Here is a 13,579-nt window from a genome sequence, read left to right on the forward strand (position 1 = left end):
TTTCTGGCCTGGTGTGGAAATCACTTGAAGCGAGGTGGAGCCCACCTGGCGATGGTGTTGGGCTAAAGGGGAAAAAGAAAAACAGAGACTCCGCAGGGCGATCCCATCTTGCCACCGTGCTGCCGATTTTTGAACAATCACTGGCGGCTGGCTACCCGGATGAAAGGGGGCGAGCGTGGCAGCGTATAAATGCCTTCATTGCTTCCTTTAGAAGGCTGACCCCCGCTTGATCCTCTGGCAGTTGCTCAGCGGCCAGGCGAAATTGGTCAATGGAACCAGCTTGAATAGTTACGCTCCCGCCCAGCAAGCTTATGGATCTTGCTCTGAGAGCGCTGCCTGCTGCAAGCCTACCACCTGGATCTATCCTAAACCGAACCGCACAATCGGCTGGCCATCCTCCACGAACTCGCTCTTGGGCCAACCGCTCAAAGCCCTCCCTTCGAGGATGAGGTGGCACGCCTCTTGCACAATTTCCACAACTTTCGGGCAACGCCGGCCGGGATGGCGATCCCCGATGTGTGCGGGCTCCAGTTGATGCGAGGCCACTTGTCTCGGAGTTCGTCCAGTGTAACAACGGGTCGTTCCCAAAGCTCTTCGAGCCTAAGTTCTGCATAGAGCACCTCGCGGCGTCGATCCGGGGCGTGGGATGCATAGGGCGCCTTGGGACGCCAATCCTCGTCAAACCACGCTTTGCCTGTAGTGCGACCGATCGCGACGATACCCTTGTCGGGTACGCCGAGCCGTATGATGAAAGCCATCGCTCCACGAGGAATCTTCTGCGGATCCTTCCTGTTTCCACAGGACCACTCAAGCTCCCCGTGTCGCTTCCTCATGAACTTCTTCACGAGCTTCTTCCACCTCGACTCGTTCATAGTTGGATGATTGCGAGGATTCCAGGTAAACAGAAACGCGATCTCACGACTGCTCGAGCCCCGCCCAGCTGGCCTGCGGGGTCCACCGTCCCTTCCCCTGGGAGGCCGAGCTTTCACCTCCGAATAGATCCGCCTCGACTCCCGGTAAGCGCGCACGAACGATTCATCCAATGGACGCGCCCGCTTCCATTCGGCCTCAAAAGCCGTCCGTAGGGCACGGAGTAATGCATCCTCCCACTTGCCGCGCACCTCAAGCACCAACTCCCCCTCTCGCCAGAGGCCTGCGGTCAGGTTCGCAGAGCCCACCCACGCTACTCCTTCTTCACCCACTCTCCATAGGTAGAGCTTGGCATGGAAATCACGGTGCTGGCCACAATCCCAGATGCGAGCCCGGACCGACCCGCCACGCCTCAGCTCGAGAAGTCGCTTAAATGTCTGCTGGCGGGTTTGCCTTCCGAACGTACCTGTCAATATCCGAAACATGCAACCCGCTTCCCGCCTCTTCATGATTTCTTCCAACATGTCCCAGTTGAGGAAAGCGGTGGCCATCCACGCCTCGCTGGCTTGCTCCGTCAGTTTCAGGAACCCCTCTCGCAGCGACCGGTTTGGGCGGCTCAGAAGTACTCGGAAGCGACCACCGGACCACGCCCCCTCCAACCGCTCGCTGGCCATTCCTAATCAGCCTCCTTACAGTTTAAAAAAAGGAGTGGCTCCTATCAGCGTTGGGGTGAAGCAGCGAAATCGGGGATCGCCACAGGGCAACAGGGTCTCCGTGCGATCCGAAGGATCGCGCGGCCTCCCAACTTCCCAGGGAACTCCCGGTAGGATCAGCTTGGTTCTCATCCGTCGCCAGGCGGCTTTTACCCGCTTCCCACGATCCAGGCCAGCGGCTTGGAGAAACAAAAGAGGACCAAATGGGCAGCCGTTGTCAACCCCCTGACTTCAGGCCTATCCCATACGGCTTGGAAGATAATTAAGATGGGGCCGCGGGACTTGCTGAGCGGCCTGATGCGGTATTCTATAGCGAGGACATTTCTCTGTCTTCATCTGGAGGGGAAGTGCTCTCTCTTCCCACCATCTGGTTGCTGCTCATTTTAATACTTGTGACCAGCCTGTTGATCAGTGGGGCATTGCGGCCGGACCTGGCGGCGCTGATCATGGCCCTAGGGCTTTCCTTCAGCGGATTGCTCTCCCCCCAAGAAGCCTTCAGTGGGTTCAGCCGTTCCGCGGTCATCGCCCTCATCGCCTTGTTCATCCTCACCGCTGGCCTGAACCGGACAGGGGTCTCCCAGATCCTGGGCGAGCGGCTCAGCGGATGGGCCAAGGATTCCCCTTGGCGTCTTGTGGCGGGGATGACGTTGCTGACCGCTCTGCTCTCGCTCACAATGAACTCGGTGACCGCCGCCGCGGTCGTGATGCCTCTGGCGGTCCAGGCGGCCCGACGGATCGGCTTGGCCCCCTCTCGTGTCCTGATCCCCATCGCCTATGGCGCGTTGCTGGGAGGGATGCCGACCCTCTTTACCACCGCCAACCTCCTGCTCAGCGGGCTCCTCCGGGAGAGCTATGGGCGCTCCTTAACGATGGTGGATTTCTTCGTCGTGGGCCTGCTCCCAGCGATCCTCGGCCTGCTGTGGGTGATCCTGGTCACCTGGCGAACCCTCCCGGAGCGTTCCCCCGCCGGGCAATTGATGCGCCTCCATCGGCTCAACCGGGAGCTGGCGGAGCTGTATGGCTTGAAAGATGGACTGGTGGAACTCCTGGTGGAACCGGCCTCGCCGTTGTCGGGCGTTTCTTTGGGGGAGAGCGGGCTGGCCTCTCAATACCATCTGATGGTCGTGGGGATCCGGCGGAAGGGACGATTGCTCCTCTCCCCCAGCAGCTCGGAGGCGCTGCAGCCCGGGGATGTGCTCCTGATCGCCGCGGGGCTCTCTGAGGAAGAGAGCCTGGAGGAAGCCGCCCGGGCTTTGAAGCTTCGGAAGCTCCCCCGCCCGGTGGCCCCCGAGGTCTTAGAGGCCGGGGAGATGGGGCTCATCGAGATCCTGCTCTCCCCTCACACCACCTTGATCGGCAAAACTTTGCGTGACCTGCGTTTCCGAGAACGCTACGGTCTCCAGATCCTGGCAATCTGGCGGGAGGGACGTCCCATCCGAGCAGGCCTTGCGGATGAGCGCTTGCGCTTCGGGGATGCCCTCCTCGCGTATGGCCCCTGGGAGCGCATCCGGATCCTCCAGGGCGATCCGGAGTTCATCGTCCTCCAGACCAACGGGGAGCCCATGCGGACCTCCCGTCGGATCCCAGCGATCGGGATCATGCTGGGGGTGATCCTGACCTCCGCCCTGACCACTCGATCGATCGCCGAGGTGACCATGGCCGGGGCGGTGCTGATGATCCTGGTCGGTTGCCTAACTATGGAAGAAGCTTACCGGGCGATCGAATGGCCGACGGTGTTCATGGTCGCGGGGCTGCTCCCGCTCTCCATCGCCGTCTCCCGCACCGGGGCGGCGGAATGGCTGGGAGAGATCGTACTCCGAGGGATCGGTGGGGCCTCGCCTTGGATCGGCGTGCTGGTGTTCACTGGGGTGGCGGCGGCTTTAACCCAGGTGCTTTCCGCCTCCGTCACCGCGGTGGTTTGGGGGCCCATCGCGCTGCGGGCGGCGCCTATCCTGGGGATCCCTCCGCACTGGATGGGGTTGGCCGTGGCCCTGGCCACCTCGGCGGCCTTCCTGACCCCCATGGCCCATCCCGCCAACGCCCTGGTGATGGGCGCCGGCGGCTATCGGCCGAAGGATTTCCTCAAAGCAGGACTCCCTCTGTGGGCGCTCAGCGTAGGGGCCATCACGGCCTCAACGGTGTGGTTCGGGCCGTGGCTTCGCCCTTAGGATCGGGCGCTTCCAGAGGCGTGTAATAAGGCTCCCCTGCGCACGCGCGACACAACACCTCCCCATCCCGGACCACCTCCCGACCATCGTTAATGCCTTCGCCACAGCGCGCGCAGAAGACCCGCCGCAACGGATGGCCCGGCAGATCTTCCGGGGGGATCGTCACCTGAACCAGTTGGATCCGGAACAGATCCTCATCCGGCATGATCCGATACGCGTGGCGCTGGGCGGCGGCTTTGCTGAGACCGGGGGGCGCAAGATGGAGAGCCGTCTCCCGAGCATCATCCCGAGCCACAATCCGGATCGCCCGGCCGGTCCGTGTATCCACAAAGGTCGCCGCCGCTTTCCCGTAGTCGACGTGCTTGAGGGTGCGCCGTCCCAGCCGGCATCCGGTCACCGTAGCGATGGCATCCGTCAGGCACCGATCGATCTCCACATAGACGATCAACCGACGTCGATCCCCGGGATCCTCCGGGTTCAAGCCCAGGAGCTGACATCCCAGAAGCGCCATCCGGACCCCCAGGATCTGGCCCGGGCACAGGTGCCCATGGAACGCCGCGGCTTCCTCCAGCCACTCATCCAGTGTGCGCATCCTGAACTCCAAGGGCTTAGGATGGCTTGTCCGGCCGCTTCTCCGATTTCGCCCCTTGCTCCTCCTCCGAAGTGAGCCCTCGCCGGAATTCCCGAATGCTCTGCCCCAGCTCCCGAGCCAGGTTGCTCAAACGGCCAGGCCCGAACAGCAACAGGGCGATCAAGAGGATGATGATTAACTCTGTGGGTCCCAGTCGAAAAGGCATGCGCAGCCTCCGTGGTCATAGGCTTCCCGAACCGCCTCACGCTTCGTGAAGATCGTCACAGGTACTGCTGTTTCCTATAATACTTCCTTTTCTGGAAGCTCAGCAAATGGGATGATGATGCGCCCAGTTGTGATCCGTGAGAAGGGACGCACAGCGCAGCGGACGAGGTTTAGCCCGGATATCCCTCCGGATGAGCCTGCATCCACCGCCAGGCGCTGAGCACGATGTCCCGTAGCGTGTGTCGAGGGGTCCAGCCCAGATCCCGCTGGATGGCCTCCGCGGAAGCCACCAGCATCACGGCATCCCCCGGCCGCCGCGGGGCCTCGACGGCTGGGATGGGGTGTCCGGTCACCTCGCGGCACACCTCCAGCACTTCCCGCACCGTATAGCCGATCCCCGTCCCCACGTTGTAGACCATCGCCGGCCGTTCCGACAGCGCTTCCAGCGCCAGGAGGTGCGCTCGGGCCAGATCCGCCACGTGGATGTAATCCCGCACGCACGTCCCATCGCGGGTTGGATAATCGGTCCCGTAGATCTCCACCCAGGGCCGGCGTCCCAACGCCACCGCCAGGACGTTCGGGATCAGATGGCTCTCCGGCCGGTGGTCCTCCCCCCGGGTGGCCGTCGCCCCGCCGGCGTTGAAGTAACGCAGGGCGGCATACCGGAGGCCGCGGGTGCGGTGCAGCCATGCCAGGATGCGCTCAACGGTCGCCTTGGTCTCCCCGTAGACGTTCACCGGCCCGATGGGCGAGGATTCCGTCAACGGCTCGGGGGCAGGCGCGTAGACCGCCGCGGTGGAGGAGAACACCACGCGATCCACGCCCGCGGCGAGCAGAGCCTCCAGGAAGGTGATGGTGTGTGCGATGTTGTTCCGAAAGTATTTAAAGGGATCCTGCATCGATTCCCCAGCTTCGATAAAGGCGGCGAAGTGCATCGCCGCCTGGCACGGCCATCGGCGCAGGGTCTCGACGACGCGTTCCCCGTCTCCGATATCCCCCTGCACGAAGAGCGCCCCTTCGGGAACCGCAGCGCGGAACCCATGAGACAGGTTGTCGTAAACGACGACTTCATGGCCTGCCTCCAGCAGGAACTCCGTCACAATGCTTCCAATGTAACCCGCTCCGCCAGCGACCAGGATGCGCATAGGGCCTTTTGGATCCTCGGGATGGGTTCTGCCTGGACAGGGCTGGATCAATCCAGTCCCGCGCGGCCAGTCAATCATAATCTATTCACACTCGTCGACTTTGTCCACGTCATGCTCGCTGGGCCTTAGGATCTTCCAGAACAAGCACTTAAGCGACGGACTGCAAACGAGATCCCCAACCCTCGAAGTTTTTTCTCCGCTTTCCACCACCCTTTGGAGCGCCCCTGCTATGTTTAGAATTGTTAACCAGACTGTTAAAAAGAGCGTTTTAATCAAAGCGTTTGACAGCGTATGAAGGACCGGAGATAATAAGTAATGTAAGAAATGAGTTCCATTCCCCCGTTTTCCCCTTAACAGAGAAAGGAGTGCCGCCATGGCCCGTGGGCGTAGTCTTCTGACAGCTCTTGGGCTGCTCGGATTGGTTCTCGGGGCATGTGCTCCGGCGGCGCCGACCCCCACGCCTCGGAAGGTCGTGAAGATCGCCATTGTTTCAGACATCGGCGGGCGGGGCGATCTCAGCTTCAACGACATGGCCTTCAAGGGCGGTGATGACGCGAAGCGGGATTTCGGTGTGGAGGTCGTGGAGGTCATCAGCAAGGTGGAAGCGGACTACGTCCCCAACCTCACGACCGCCGCCCGGGATCCGGATGTGCAGCTGATCGTGGGGGTTGGCTTCCTCCTGAGCGATGCCCTCGCGGAAGTCGCCCGCAAGTTCCCGGATAAGAACTTCGTCGGCATCGATACCTACGCTCAATCCATCATCCAACAGAAGTACCCCAACGAGTACCCGCTTCCCAACTTGATGGACGTGGTCTACGAGGAGCATAAGGGGAGCGCCTTGGTGGGCGCCTTAGCCACCTTCTTGGCCGCCGAGTACAAGAAGCCGCACATCGGCGGCGTCTTCGGCATCGAGATCCCAGTCCTTTGGAAGTTCGAGATCGGCTACAAGTGGGGCGCTCGCTGGGCCACCGAGTGGCTGGCGAAGAACAAGCCGGACAAGGCCTTCCCCTACACCAAGGACTTCGTCCTCTGGACCTACACCGGCACCTTCAGCGATATCACCAAAGGCTATGAGGCGGCCAAGGCCATGTACGCGCGGGACGCCGTGGCCGTCTACAACATCGCCGGCCCCTTGGGGCTGGGCATCAACCAGGCGGTGGAGGAAATCGCCCGGGCGCAGGGCCTCAAAAGCGGCCCGCCGTTCTGGATCGGCGTGGACGCCAACCAGGACTGGATCAACCCCGGGTTCGTGATCGCCAGCATGATGAAGCGGGTGGACAAGGGCGTTTACTACACGACCAAGCTGGTGCTGGATGGGAAGTTCCGGGACCTCGTGAAGCGCAACAAGGGTGTTCTGGTCCTGGGCATCGGCACCAAGGTGGACGGCGAGCTGATGGAGGGGATCTCAGTGAGCACCCTGGCCGATCTCGACGAGTTCATCAAGATGGGGGAGACGGCCGAGAAGTTGACCGGGAAGAAAGTCCTCCCCGCTCCGCCGGACGAGATCCGGCAGCGGGTCAAGGCGATGCGGGAGGCCCAGCCCGCCTGGATCTGGGAGGCCGTGGCGGAGCTGGAGCGGAAGATCCGCAACGGCGAGGTCCAGGTTCCGATGGTCACCACGGAGGAGGAAATCAAGAAGTGGCGGGATGAGCTCGGCTAAGGGCTCCAGCCCCCCGCGCTTGAGGCGAGCGCATGGGAGGGGTGCAGGTGGAGGATCCGCCTGCACCCCTTTTTGCAAAGGCATTGGGGCCAGGCGGTCCCTCTCAACGCGTGGAGGATTTCAGTGAGGGATGGCCGCAGGGGACACCCTTTGTGGGTGCCCTTGAGGGCGGGCACAAGGCCCGCCCCTACGGACATTCACGCCATTCGGTAGGGGCACCTCCTGTGGGGATGGGTGGGACTGTCTTCAGCGGCCCCACCCACCTTAACCCCTTCCCCACGGCCCTTCAGGCGTGGGGGGAACAGAACCGGACGATCTCGAAACGCTTTCTTTGCTTCCGGGCACAGGCCTATGGGACCCCGAATCGAGATGCGAGACATCCATAAGGTCTATCCGGATGGGACGGTGGCGCTGCGCGGGGTGGATTTCCACCTGCAGCCTGGGGAGATCGTGGGGCTTCTGGGGGAGAACGGCGCGGGCAAGACCACATTGATGAAGATCCTCTCCGGGCTCCTCCCACCCACCCGGGGGGAAATCCGCATCGATGGGCGCCCCGTCCGTTTTCGGAACCCCGCCGATGCCCTTCGGGCCGGCATCGGGATGGTGCATCAAATCTTCACCTTGGTTCCCCCCTACACGGCCTTGGAGAACATCCTCCTGGGCCAGGAAGGCTCGGTGCTCTGGCTCTCTAAAGATCGGGCCCGAGATCAGGTGCAGCGCCTGCTGGAGGAGCTTGGGCTCTCGATCCCCTTGGATGTCCCTGTGGAATTGCTCCCCATCGGGGTTCAGCAGCGGGTGGAGATCGCCAAGGTCCTCTACCGCGGGACGCAGGTGCTCATCCTGGATGAGCCCACCTCGGCCCTCACACCGTTGGAGGTCGCGGAGCTCTTCCGGTTCCTGCGCGATCTGAAAGCAGGTGGCCGCTCCATCGTCTTCATCACGCATAAGCTCCGGGAGGTGCTGGAGATCTCCGACCGGATCGTCGTGTTGCGGAACGGCCGGGTGACCGGCGAGATCTCCACCCCGGAGGCCACGCCGGAACAGCTGGCCGAGTGGATGGTGGGTCGAGCGGTGGTCCCTCGGGTGAGTCGCTCGCCCCGCCCGCCGGGGGAGGCGGTGCTGGTCGTGCGGGAGCTGGAGGTCATAGGGGATCTGGGCTTGCCGGCGGTGAAAGGAGTTTCATTTGAGGTGCGAGCGGGGGAGATCTTCGGGATCGCCGGGGTGGAGGGGAACGGCCAGAGCGAGCTGGCGCAGGCCTTGGGTGGTCTGCGCCCGATCCGACGCGGCGAGATCCTCCTGGATGGGAAGCCCTTAACTCCGTTGACGCCGATCGAAGCCTATCGAAGGGGGATCGCGCACATCCCTGAGGATCGCCTCCGATTTGGGATGGCGTTGAACTTCGATGTGGCCGAGAACAGCATCCTGAGCCGTCAGTGGGAGCCGGCTTTCCTGCGGGGATGGGGGCGCCTGGACTGGGGTCAAATTCTGAGTTTTGCAGGGAGGTTGCTGCAACAATTCCAGGTGATCGCCCCGGGCCCCCGCGCCCTCGCCCGCTCGTTAAGCGGCGGCAACCAACAGAAGCTTGTGGTGGGACGGGAGCTTACCAAGGAGCCCAAGCTGATCCTCGCCGTTCACCCGACCCGGGGTCTGGATGTGGCTTCCACAGCCTATATCCGAGAGCTGTTGGTTCAGATGCGGGATGCCGGGAAGGCGGTCCTCCTCATCTCCGCGGATCTGGACGAGGTGTTGGAGCTGAGCGACCGCATCGCGGTGATGTATGAGGGGAAGTTCCTCGGCGTGGGCCCGGTGGAGGCGTTCACCCGGGAGACCATCGGCATGATGATGGGGGGCATCGTCCCCCAGGGGAGGGTCGGATGAGGCAGGCACGGCCGTTGCTGGAATCCTTGCTGGCGATCGGGGTTGGCTTGATCGCCGGGGGGCTCCTCATGCTGCCCTTCGGGTATCACCCGCTGAGGGCCTATCAAGCCCTTTTCCAAGGCGCCTTCGGCACCCCCCACGATACGCTGGAGACCCTCGCCTTCGCAACCCCTCTGATGCTCACTGCCCTGACGTTCGCTGTGGGGGTGCGGGCGGGTCTCTTTAACATCGGAGCGGAGGGTCAGATGTATATCGGCGCGATCGGCGCGGTGTGGGCCGCCAGCTTCCTCTCCCTGCCCCCCGGCCTCCACCTCCTTGTCGCCACGTCGGTGGCGATCCTCTGCGGCGCCCTGTGGTCCCTGGCCCCAGCCCTGTTGAAGATCTGGCGCGGCGTCCACGAGGTGATCTCCACGATCATGTTCAACTGGATCGCCTTCCACCTGGCCATGTATCTGGCGATCCGCTACCTGGCCGAGCCCGGCCGAGCGGAGCGGACCCGTCCGGCGTTGCCCACCGCCCGTTACCCGATCCTGGCCGAGGGCTCGACGCTGACGGCTGTGATCTTCGTGGCGGTTCTCTTCTGCCTCGCGGTGTATTTCATCCTGTGGGGAACCCGTCTGGGTTACGAATTGCGTCTGGTGGGTGAGAACCCGGAGGCCGCCCGGTACGCAGGGGTGCGGATCGGCTGGGCGCTGCTGTGGAGCTTCCTGATCGGCGGGATGGCCGCCGGCCTGGCCGGGGCCAGCCAGATCATCGGCCGCCCGCCGGCTTGGTCCCTCTATGCGACCTTGGGGAACGTGGCCACCTTGGGGTTTGACGGCATCGGCGTGGCCTTGGTCGGCCGCAACCATCCCCTCGGAGGGATCCTCGCCGCGATCCTGTTCGGAGCGCTGCAGCACGGCGGCCGTTTTATGGAATACCACGCCGGCGTGGTCTCGGAGCTGGTCCGAGCGGTGAACGGGTTGATCGTCATCACCCTGGCGGTCCCTGAGCTCTGGACGATGCTGCGGAGGAGGTTGTCGCGATGAGGGGGCTTCTTCAACGCCTGGGCTGGATCGGGCTCATCGCGCTGGCCCTGGGGCTTCTCGCTTACGGGTTCGAGCAGGTCGGGCTGAAGCCGGTTTCCCTGCTGGAGGCCGGGCTCTTGGCGATGACCCCCCTGGCGCTGGCGGCGGTGGGGGAATGCGTGAACGAAAAGGCCGGCGTGGTGAACATCGGCCTGGAGGGCATCTTGTTGATCACCGCGGTGGCAGGGGTTTGGGTGGCGGAGCAATTCGGCAGCGGGATCGCCGGGTTGGTGGGCGGCATGGTGATCGGGGCGCTCCTCGGTCTGGTCCTGGGGTTGCTCGCCGTCTACGGCCGGGCCGACCAGATCATCGCGGGGATGGGCCTCAACCTCTTCGCCCTGGGGTTCACCCCTTACCTCCTGATGAGCCTATGGGCCCTCCCGGGCATCCACATCTTCCCCCGCGAGCTGATGGTCCCCCGCTGGATCACGCCCATCGGGCAGATCAGCCCGGTCACCCTCGTGGCGGTTCTCCTGGCGATCCTGGCCCACATCCTGCTCCACCATACGGTCCTGGGGTTCCGCATTCGGGCGGTCGGCGAGCGGCCGGAGGCGGTGGATGTCGCCGGGGTGCGGGTGGATCGGCTTCGATTGTTCACCAGCGTTCTGGGCGGGGCGCTCTGCGGCCTGGGCGGGGCCTTCATGCCCCTGGCCTGGTTTGGCGGGGTGGTCAAGGAGATCTCCGCCGGTCGGGGGTTCATCGCCCTGGCTTGCGTCGTCTTCGCCGGGCTGGAGCCGTTGCTGGCCCTGGCCGCGGCGTTTCTCTTCGGCCTCACCGGAGGGATCGCTCACGCGGTGGCGGTCACCCCGGGCGTGAAGGAGCGCATCCCCTTTTATTTCGTCAATATGCTGCCTTACATTACCACGCTCCTGGTGGTCACCTTAGTGATCGGACGACGTCGGTTCCCGCGCACCATCGGACGGCCGTATGCGCGAGAGTGAGCACATGATCCCCGCGTCGGGCATTCCCCGGGCAGTGCTGATGGACATGGATGGGGGCGTCGATGACTTTATGGCCCTCGCGCTCCTTCTCACATTGCCCCACATCGAGGTGATCGGGGTGCTGGTCACGCCGGCGGACTGCTATCTGGAGCCGGCGCTCTCCGCGGCGCGGAAGCTTCTCGCGTTGCTGAACCGTACCGACATCCCCCTCGCCCGAAGCCGCGTTCGGGGGCAGAACGCTTTCCCCGCGATCTTCCGGAAGGATGCTTTTGTGGTGGATCTTCTGCCAGTCCTGAACGAGAAAGACCGAGAAGGGCCCCCACTGGCACAGGAGGAAGGCCCGGCGTTCATCCTCCGGCGCCTCCGGGAAGCCTCCCGGCCGGTGACCCTATTGGTGACCGGTCCCCTGACGAACCTGGCCCAGGCCCTGGATCTGGATCCGGGCCTGGAAGCGCGGATCGAGGAAGTGCTCTGGATGGGCGGGGCGCTGGACGTACCGGGGAACGTCGATCCCTTTCTGGAACCGGGCCACGACGGGACCGCGGAATGGAACGCTTATTGGGATCCGGTGGCGGTGCAGCGGGTTCTGGCCTCCGCCGTCGCTTTACGGATGTTCCCTCTGGATGTCACGGAAAAGGTCCCGGTGACCTCCGATTTCCTCCGGCGTCTGGCTCGCCAGCGCCGATATCCGCTCTCGGACCTGGCCGCCCAATGCTACGCCACCGTCGCATGGTCCCGGTATTGCATGTGGGATGTCCTTACCACGGCTTGGCTGGCCCGCCCCGAGCTTTTCACTTTCCAGGAGGCTGAAGTCGCTGTCCACACGGAAGGCCCGAGCCAAGGTCGGATCGTGCGGCAGCCCCGCGGGCGGCGGGTTCAGGTGGCGGTGGATGTAGAGGTCGAGGCCTTTTATCGCTTCCTGCTGGAAGCCTGGGCCCGTTAGCTGCTCACAGCCATCCCCGCCGACGGAAGAAGAGGGCCAGCCCGACGCTGACCCCGGCCATCAGCAGGAGCGCCATCGGGTAGCCCCACGGCCACTCCAGCTCCGGCATATAGCGGAAGTTCATCCCGTAGATCCCCGCCACCAGGGCGTCCGCCATGAGGATGATGGAGGCGATGGTCAGGACCTTCACGATCTCGTTCAGGCGGTTGGATTGCAGGGAGAGATAGCTCTCCAGGGCGCCGGAGAGCATATCGCGGTAGAGATCGATGCTTTCGGTCAACCGCACCAGCCGGTCGTAGAGGTCCTGGAAGTAGGCCATATCCTCCGGCTTGAAGATCGGCAGTTCCCGCCGGAGCAAGAGATTGATCACCTCGCGCTCCGGGGCCACCACCCGGCGCAGTTCCAACAGGGCCTTGCGCATCTGAAAGATCCCCTCGATCAGGCGCCCATCGGACCCCGCGAACAACCGCTCTTCGATCGCCTCCACCTCCTCCGCGATCCGATCGAGGATCGGAAAGTAGCGATCGATAATGGCGTCTAAGAGGGTGTAGGTTAGGCTTCCTGGGGCAACGGGGCCAGGGGGCTCTCGGCCAGCCCAGCGGGCGGCTACCTCCTCTACCGCTGGGATCGCTCCGGGGCGCACGATGACCAAGTAGCGGGAGCCGATGAAGAGGTGGATCGGAACGCGGAGCAAGCCATTCTCCGGATCGTAATCCACGGCGTAGAACACCAGGAAGTAGTGATCGGGATAGACATCCAACTTGGGCCGCTCCCGGGCCCGGAAGGCATCCTCCAGCGCCAGCGGGTGGAAGCCCAGGGCTTGCCGGAGCAGCTCCCGGTCGCCCTCCTTCGGCGGACAGAGATCCATCCAGAGGAACCCATCGACCTGCGCCAGGGCGCCTTGGAGCGCCTCCGGCGTTACCGGTTCGATCGATCGCGGCCCGGGCCAGATCAGCGCCGTCGTCATCCGATGATCTCCCGTTCAAAAATGGGTGGCCACTCCGTTCGGTAGGGATCATTTTCTTCAGGGGGTGTGACAATGCCCCTCACCCCGTGGCCCCTTTAACATGGGGAGCTCGCCACCGGAAAGGAGTGACTACCTCGAAATGCGCTCAGCTGCTCAATACACCCCCCACCACCTCTGCGACCGCCCGGAGGGCCTGGTCGATGTCCGCGTCGTCCACCCAGTAGTGGGTCACCGCTCGGAAGCGCCGGGCCCCCCAGCGTAGGATCCGGACGCGGCGTTCGGCCAGCGCTGCGAGGAAGGCTTCGTCCCCCAGAGGGAGGCGTGGGTCGAGCTCGAAGATCACGATGTTGGTCTGCACCCGGTGGGCCTCGATGCGGATCCCGGGGATCTCGGCGAGGCCTTCGGCCAGGCGCCGGGCCCGCCGGTGGTCT

Annotated in this window: 12 protein-coding genes and 1 pseudogene; 7 read left to right on the forward strand and 6 right to left on the reverse strand. The window is 63.8% G+C overall.

The window, feature by feature from the left end; all coding sequences use genetic code 11:
- The coding region (locus tag ACFMO5_RS07560; RefSeq protein ID WP_376792144.1) for a hypothetical protein at positions 1–230 on the forward strand (230 nt) is incomplete at its 5' end.
- A 195-nt stretch (positions 231–425) separates the two neighbouring features.
- On the opposite strand, the gene ACFMO5_RS07565 is transcribed toward ACFMO5_RS07560, so the two are convergent.
- Positions 426–1,544 carry a phospholipase D-like domain-containing protein gene (locus tag ACFMO5_RS07565; RefSeq protein WP_376792145.1) on the reverse strand — a complete coding sequence of 373 codons (1,119 nt, stop codon included), beginning with the start codon at positions 1,542–1,544 and terminating at the stop codon, positions 426–428.
- Positions 1,545–1,930: 386 nt separating this feature from the next.
- On the opposite strand from ACFMO5_RS07565, the gene ACFMO5_RS07570 reads away from it, so the two are divergent.
- Positions 1,931–3,751, forward strand: a complete 1,821-nt coding sequence (locus tag ACFMO5_RS07570; protein ID WP_376792146.1) for an SLC13 family permease — start codon at positions 1,931–1,933, stop codon at positions 3,749–3,751.
- Here the strand turns inward: ACFMO5_RS07570 and ACFMO5_RS07575 are convergent.
- From ACFMO5_RS07575 to galE, 3 genes are all read right to left on the reverse strand, one after another.
- A complete protein-coding gene (locus ACFMO5_RS07575; protein WP_376792147.1) occupies positions 3,708–4,343 on the reverse strand; it encodes an FmdE family protein in 636 nt (211 codons plus the stop codon). The two genes, ACFMO5_RS07570 and ACFMO5_RS07575, sit on opposite strands and share 44 nt — an antisense overlap.
- Positions 4,344–4,359: 16 nt before the next feature.
- A complete protein-coding gene (locus ACFMO5_RS07580; protein WP_376792148.1) occupies positions 4,360–4,548 on the reverse strand; it encodes a twin-arginine translocase TatA/TatE family subunit in 189 nt (62 codons plus the stop codon).
- A gap of 169 nt (positions 4,549–4,717) precedes the next feature.
- Positions 4,718–5,692, reverse strand: coding sequence for a UDP-glucose 4-epimerase GalE (gene galE, locus ACFMO5_RS07585; protein WP_376792149.1), 975 nt, complete (start codon positions 5,690–5,692; stop codon positions 4,718–4,720).
- Positions 5,693–6,065: 373 nt separating this feature from the next.
- On the opposite strand from galE, the gene ACFMO5_RS07590 reads away from it, so the two are divergent.
- From ACFMO5_RS07590 to ACFMO5_RS07610, 5 genes are all read left to right on the forward strand, one after another.
- Positions 6,066–7,352, forward strand: coding sequence for a BMP family protein (locus ACFMO5_RS07590; protein WP_376792150.1), 1,287 nt, complete (start codon positions 6,066–6,068; stop codon positions 7,350–7,352).
- A 369-nt stretch (positions 7,353–7,721) separates the two neighbouring features.
- Positions 7,722–9,230, forward strand: a complete 1,509-nt coding sequence (locus ACFMO5_RS07595; RefSeq protein ID WP_376792151.1) for an ABC transporter ATP-binding protein — start codon at positions 7,722–7,724, stop codon at positions 9,228–9,230.
- Entirely contained in the window at positions 9,227–10,258 is a 1,032-nt protein-coding gene (locus ACFMO5_RS07600) for an ABC transporter permease (RefSeq protein ID WP_376792152.1), read from the forward strand. Before ACFMO5_RS07595 ends, ACFMO5_RS07600 begins: the two co-directional genes overlap by 4 nt.
- On the forward strand, positions 10,255–11,238 hold the full coding sequence (locus ACFMO5_RS07605; protein WP_376792153.1) for an ABC transporter permease: 984 nt from the start codon (positions 10,255–10,257) through the stop codon (positions 11,236–11,238). The genes ACFMO5_RS07600 and ACFMO5_RS07605 overlap by 4 nt, the downstream gene beginning before the upstream one ends.
- Positions 11,225–12,181 carry a nucleoside hydrolase gene (locus ACFMO5_RS07610; protein WP_376792154.1) on the forward strand — a complete coding sequence of 319 codons (957 nt, stop codon included), beginning with the start codon at positions 11,225–11,227 and terminating at the stop codon, positions 12,179–12,181. Before ACFMO5_RS07605 ends, ACFMO5_RS07610 begins: the two co-directional genes overlap by 14 nt.
- Before the next feature lie 4 nt (positions 12,182–12,185).
- Here the strand turns inward: ACFMO5_RS07610 and corA are convergent, their stop codons facing one another.
- Positions 12,186–13,148 carry a magnesium/cobalt transporter CorA gene (gene corA, locus ACFMO5_RS07615; protein WP_376792155.1) on the reverse strand — a complete coding sequence of 321 codons (963 nt, stop codon included), beginning with the start codon at positions 13,146–13,148 and terminating at the stop codon, positions 12,186–12,188.
- Between the two features lie 145 nt (positions 13,149–13,293).
- Positions 13,294–13,579 (reverse strand): annotated as a pseudogene (locus ACFMO5_RS07620) (threonine aldolase); the annotation flags it as partial.

It is taken from the genome of Thermoflexus sp., from assembly GCF_042408365.1.
Taxonomy (GTDB): domain Bacteria; phylum Chloroflexota; class Anaerolineae; order Thermoflexales; family Thermoflexaceae; genus Thermoflexus.

What these genes read in the sequence shown, in the direction of transcription:
- ACFMO5_RS07590 (WP_376792150.1), top strand. Translation starts at nt 6,066, where the DNA reads ATGGCCCGTGGGCGTAGTCTTCTGACAGCTCTTGGGCTGCTCGGATTG.
- ACFMO5_RS07565 (WP_376792145.1), bottom strand. Translation starts at nt 1,544, where the DNA reads ATGGCCAGCGAGCGGTTGGAGGGGGCGTGGTCCGGTGGTCGCTTCCGA.
- ACFMO5_RS07575 (WP_376792147.1), bottom strand. Translation starts at nt 4,343, where the DNA reads ATGCGCACACTGGATGAGTGGCTGGAGGAAGCCGCGGCGTTCCATGGG.
- ACFMO5_RS07600 (WP_376792152.1), top strand. Translation starts at nt 9,227, where the DNA reads ATGAGGCAGGCACGGCCGTTGCTGGAATCCTTGCTGGCGATCGGGGTT.
- galE (WP_376792149.1), bottom strand. Translation starts at nt 5,692, where the DNA reads ATGCGCATCCTGGTCGCTGGCGGAGCGGGTTACATTGGAAGCATTGTG.
- ACFMO5_RS07580 (WP_376792148.1), bottom strand. Translation starts at nt 4,548, where the DNA reads ATGCCTTTTCGACTGGGACCCACAGAGTTAATCATCATCCTCTTGATC.
- ACFMO5_RS07605 (WP_376792153.1), top strand. Translation starts at nt 10,255, where the DNA reads ATGAGGGGGCTTCTTCAACGCCTGGGCTGGATCGGGCTCATCGCGCTG.
- corA (WP_376792155.1), bottom strand. Translation starts at nt 13,148, where the DNA reads ATGACGACGGCGCTGATCTGGCCCGGGCCGCGATCGATCGAACCGGTA.
- ACFMO5_RS07595 (WP_376792151.1), top strand. Translation starts at nt 7,722, where the DNA reads ATGCGAGACATCCATAAGGTCTATCCGGATGGGACGGTGGCGCTGCGC.
- ACFMO5_RS07610 (WP_376792154.1), top strand. Translation starts at nt 11,225, where the DNA reads ATGCGCGAGAGTGAGCACATGATCCCCGCGTCGGGCATTCCCCGGGCA.